Source organism: Neisseria iguanae (assembly GCF_003013245.1).
Taxonomy (GTDB): Bacteria; Pseudomonadota; Gammaproteobacteria; order Burkholderiales; family Neisseriaceae; genus Neisseria; species Neisseria iguanae.
Map to the genome: position 1 here is coordinate 1 of NZ_PXYY01000128.1, position 5,077 is coordinate 5,077.

The window sequence follows — 5,077 nt, forward strand, 5'->3', positions numbered from 1 at the left end:
AAAGGTATAAATAAAAAGTTAATGGCCAATTCCCTATAGATTTTTAATTTACTGAAAAATAAATAGAAAACAAAAACAGAAATCTGTTTAATATTAAACAAAACGCCCTGAATAAATCAGGGTGCGCCTTTTTACAATATTAAGAAATGTAAATCTATTTGACGGCGCAATACACTATCTTTCTCATTTTCAAACCTTTATTTCAATGCACGAATACCCACAGCATCGCGCACTTCGTCCAGCAACACACGCGCTTCTTTGCGGGCTTTGGCGGCACCCGCCTGCAAAATTTCTTCGATTTGGGCGGGATTGGCGGTAAGGGCGGCGTAGCGCTCGCGGGGTTCGGATAATTCGGTGTTGATTTTGGTAGCCAACAGTTTTTTCGCTTCGCCCCAAGCCAAGCCTTCGGCGAGCATTTGGGTGAATTCGGCGGTTTCAGACGGTGTGGCGAAGGCTTTGTAGATTTCAAACAACGGGCTTTCGTCCGGCTGTTTTGGTTCGCCCGGTTCTTTCAGATTGGTGATGATTTTGTTGACCGATTTTTGGGTTTTTTTGTCGTTTTCCCACAGTGGAATGGTGTTACCGTAGGATTTCGACATTTTGCGGCCATCTAAACCGACCAGCAATTCGACCTTTTCATCAATTTTGACTTCGGGCAGGGTAAACACTTTTTTAAAGCGGTGGTTGAAGCGGCCGGCAATGTCGCGAGCCATTTCAACGTGTTGGATTTGGTCGCGGCCTACGGGCACTTCGTTGGCCTTAAACATCAAAATATCGGCAGTCATCAGAATCGGGTAGCTGTATAAGCCCATTTCGATTTGATGGTCTTGGTCTTCTTGGCCGTTATTGAGGTTGTCCTGTACGGCGGCTTTATACGCATGGGCACGGTTCATCAAGCCTTTGGCGGTGATGCAGGTCAAAATCCAATTCAGCTCCATGATTTCCGGAATGTCGCTTTGGCGGTAAAACGTGGTGCGCTCAGGGTCGAGTCCGCATGAAAGCCATGTTGCCGCTACGGCTTGGGTCGATTCATGAATCATGACCGGATCGTGGCATTTGATGATGCCGTGGTAATCGGCGAGAAACAGAAAAGACTTGGTATCATCGGCTTGTGCGGCGCGGATGGCGGGGCGGATGGCGCCGACATAGTTGCCCAAGTGGGGAATGCCGGTGGTGGTGACACCGGTGAGAACACGTTTTTTGCTCATGGTTGGTTCCTGTTTTCGGCTTCAGAATAAAAAGGCCGTCTGAAAAAGATTAGGGCTGTATTATACCTGATTGCCCTGATTTTTTCAGACGGCCTTATTGGCTTTGATTTAAGGTATTTTAGAAAGTTATGCACAATTAATAATAATTAAAAACAATATGATATAAGAAAATCAGTAAAAAATATTCTTTTCCTTATTGAGTTATCCACAGATGGCTTTATATTTGGGTTAACAGAATATTTCTATGAAAAGGAAGCAAAAGATGAGATTCGACAAACTTACCGCGAAATTCCAACAAGCCCTGCAGGAAGGCCAAAGCTTAGCCTTAGCGGCAGATAACAGCTATTTGGAAGCCGACCATGTTTTAAAAGCTTTGTTAGACGACCCAAACAGTGGCGCGGCGGCTTTACTGGCGCATGCCGGTGTGAACGTGGTGCAGGTGAAAACTGAATTACACGCTTTGTTAAACGGGTTACCGAAAGTATCGGGCAATGGCGGCGAGATTTTGCCGAGCCGTGAATTGCAGGCGGTGTTGAACCTGATGGACAAAGCCGCAACGAAGCGCGGCGATGCCTACATTGCCAGCGAATTGTTTTTGTTGGCTCTTGTGCAGCAAAATGATGCTGCAGGCAAAGTGTTGAAAAAAGCTGGCGCGACCGAGCAAAATATCAATGCGGCGATTGATGCCGTGCGCGGCGGCCAAGCCGTAAACGATGCTAACGCAGAAGACCAACGCGAAGCCTTGAAAAAATACACTACTGATTTAACTCGGCGCGCCCGCGAAGGCAAGCTCGACCCAGTGATTGGCCGTGACGACGAAATCCGCCGTGCGATTCAGGTATTGCAACGCCGCACCAAAAACAATCCGGTATTGATTGGCGAACCGGGCGTGGGTAAAACCGCGATTGTAGAAGGTTTGGCGCAGCGCATCGTCAATGGCGAAGTGCCGGAATCTTTACGCGGCAAACGCCTGCTGGTGTTGGATTTGGCGGCTTTGATTGCCGGTGCCAAATACCGGGGCGAATTTGAAGAACGCTTGAAGGCAGTGTTGAACGACTTGGCTAAAGATGATGGCAACACATTGATTTTTATTGATGAAATCCACACTTTGGTCGGCGCTGGCAAAACCGACGGCGCGATGGATGCCGGCAATATGTTGAAACCGGCCTTGGCACGCGGCGAATTACACTGTATCGGCGCGACCACTTTGGACGAATACCGCCAATACATTGAAAAAGATGCCGCACTGGAGCGCCGTTTCCAAAAAGTCTTGGTCGGCGAACCGAGCGTGGAAGACACCATCGCCATCTTGCGCGGTTTGCAGGAACGTTACGAAATCCACCACGGCATCGATATTACCGATCCGGCGATTGTGGCCGCGGCCGAATTAAGCGACCGCTACATTACTGACCGTTTCCTACCGGATAAAGCCATTGATTTGATTGACGAAGCTGCCAGCCGCATCAAAATGGAATTGGATTCTAAGCCCGAGCAGATGGACAAACTCGACCGTCGCATTATCCAATTGAAAATGGAAAAAATGCACGTCGAAAAAGAAAGTGACGAAGCCAGTAAAAAACGCTTGGAACTGATTGACGAAGAAATCGACGGTTTACAAAAAGAATACGCCGATTTGGATGAAATCTGGAAAGCCGAAAAAGCCGCATCGTCTAGCTCGGCCGATATCAAAAAGCAAATCGATGATTTGAAAGTGAAAATCGAGCAGGCCAAACGCCAAGGCGATTATGCCCGCGCATCCGAATTGGAATACGGGGAACTGCCGAAATTGAGCGGGCAATTGGCTGCCGCCGAGAGCAGTACGGAAAACAAAAAAGCCAACATGCTTTTCCGCACTGAAGTGGGTGCGGACGAAGTGGCCGAAATCGTGTCGCGCATGACCGGCATTCCGGTGGCGAAAATGATGGAAGGCGAACGCGAGAAATTGCTGAAGATGGAAGACGTGCTGCATCAGCGCGTGGTGGGTCAAGATGAAGCTGTGCGTGCCGTGGCCGATGCCATCCGCCGCAGCCGCAGCGGTTTGGCTGACCCGAACAAACCATACGGCAGCTTCTTGTTCTTAGGCCCGACCGGCGTGGGCAAAACCGAATTATGCAAAACGCTGGCCGGATTCCTGTTTGACAGCGAAGCCCATTTAATCCGCATCGATATGTCGGAATACATGGAAAAACACAGTATTGCCCGCTTAATCGGTGCGCCTCCGGGCTATGTCGGTTACGAAGAAGGCGGCTATCTTACCGAGCAGGTACGTCGCAAGCCTTACAGCGTGATTTTGCTGGATGAAGTGGAAAAAGCGCATCCCGATGTGTTCAACATCTTACTGCAAGTCTTGGACGACGGCCGTCTGACCGATGGTCAAGGCCGTACGGTGGACTTCAAAAACACCGTGGTGGTGATGACTTCCAACATCGGCAGCCAACACATTCAGCAAATGGGCACCGCTGATTACGATGCGCTCAAAGAAGTGGTAATGGAAGACGTGAAAGCGCATTTCCGCCCTGAGCTGATTAACCGCATTGACGAAGTGGTCGTGTTCCACGGTTTGGCTCAAGAGCACATTCGCAGCATTGCCAAAATCCAGTTGCGCGGTTTGGAGAAACGTTTGGCGGCGCAAGACTTACACTTGCGCGTATCTGACGCTGCTTTAGACATTATCGCCGAAGCCGGTTTTGATCCCGTATATGGTGCACGTCCGCTGAAACGCGCGATTCAAGCTGAGATTGAAAACCCGCTGGCAAAAGCCTTGCTGTCCGGCTACTATGCACCGGAGAGCGTGATTAACGTTACGGCCGACGGCGATCGTTTGGCATTTGAATAAAACAAGCTTAATCAACAATTAGTTGAGATAAGGCAATCATTAAGGCTGTCTGAAAAAAAATAAATTTTCAGACGGCCTTTTTATTTACCCTTCAAATAAGAATAGATTTCATTCTTGTTTTAATTTAAGATAAAGACCATTCAGTTTCACCGATGGAGTGTGCCATGAAATTCAATTTCCCGATTGCCGTCAATATGCATGAATTCTTGAAAACCGGCCGCTTCGATTATATTGAAATCGGCCAGAGCGACGAGCAGATTTTACAGATGTTTCCCGATCCGGACTGTACATCGCAAGGTTTGGTGGTAAAGCAGGGCTTGAACATTTGGCTTTACGGCAACATCGAATTTCATTTTTCAGATGGTATTTTGAACCAAATCTGTTTGGAGCATTTGCCTTTCGGCAGCATAGACGGCGGCCGCTCGATTTTGTTGTATCCGTGGATTTTTAGCCGGCCGGAGAAGCTGAATTTAAATTTCGTGCTGAGCCAGTTAATCTGCCACCATATTGACTTTTTTAAAGTCGAAGACCCCGCCAACGTCATTCTGCGCCTGCAAAGCGGAGTGGATTTAGTGTTTGATAAAGACGGGCAGCAACGTTTGAATACGGTATGCAAACGCAAGGCAGATTTGCCACAATGGTTGTCGACAGTTGTTTGAAAGGTTTCAGACGGCATTTGAATGATGTGAGTAATGTTAGTAAAAAGTGCAAGGCGTTAGAAATTCAGTCATACTGTAAAATTAATTGAAATAATCTACAGAATTGGACAAATAATATTTTAAATATTTAAAATAAATTCCATTAAATTGCTTAAAATATATTTTTAATCTTTGGTTGGTAAGGTTAAAATGGCGCACGATTTAACTTTAAGGAAGAAATAATGAGAAAAATTTTAAGCTGCCCTTTTGGTGCGCCAAAGTTAAAACGAAACCCGCATTCTTTCCGGAATAATGGAAAAGATTTCCGGTCAATTCCATTCTATTTCCGTAGCATGCGCTTTGCCCGGTCTCAAAAGTTTTCCATCCCGTTAATG

Annotated in this window: 3 protein-coding genes and 1 pseudogene; 2 read left to right on the forward strand and 2 right to left on the reverse strand. The window is 47.2% G+C overall.

The genetic code is table 11. The annotated features are described in order from the left end of the window. Positions 1-197: 197 nt before the first annotated feature. Positions 198-1,208, reverse strand: coding sequence for a tryptophan--tRNA ligase (gene trpS, locus C7N83_RS12955; RefSeq protein WP_106743144.1), 1,011 nt, complete (start codon positions 1,206-1,208; stop codon positions 198-200). A gap of 262 nt (positions 1,209-1,470) precedes the next feature. Here trpS and clpB point away from each other — a divergent pair, with 262 nt between their 5' ends. Both clpB and C7N83_RS12965 read left to right on the forward strand, forming a co-directional pair. Further along, on the forward strand, positions 1,471-4,044 hold the full coding sequence (clpB, locus tag C7N83_RS12960; protein ID WP_106743145.1) for an ATP-dependent chaperone ClpB: 2,574 nt from the start codon (positions 1,471-1,473) through the stop codon (positions 4,042-4,044). A gap of 164 nt (positions 4,045-4,208) precedes the next feature. Beyond that, positions 4,209-4,703, forward strand: coding sequence for a hypothetical protein (locus tag C7N83_RS12965; RefSeq protein WP_106743147.1), 495 nt, complete (start codon positions 4,209-4,211; stop codon positions 4,701-4,703). A gap of 184 nt (positions 4,704-4,887) precedes the next feature. Here C7N83_RS12965 and C7N83_RS12970 read toward each other — a convergent pair. Continuing rightward, positions 4,888-5,077 (reverse strand): annotated as a pseudogene (locus C7N83_RS12970) (hypothetical protein); the annotation flags it as partial.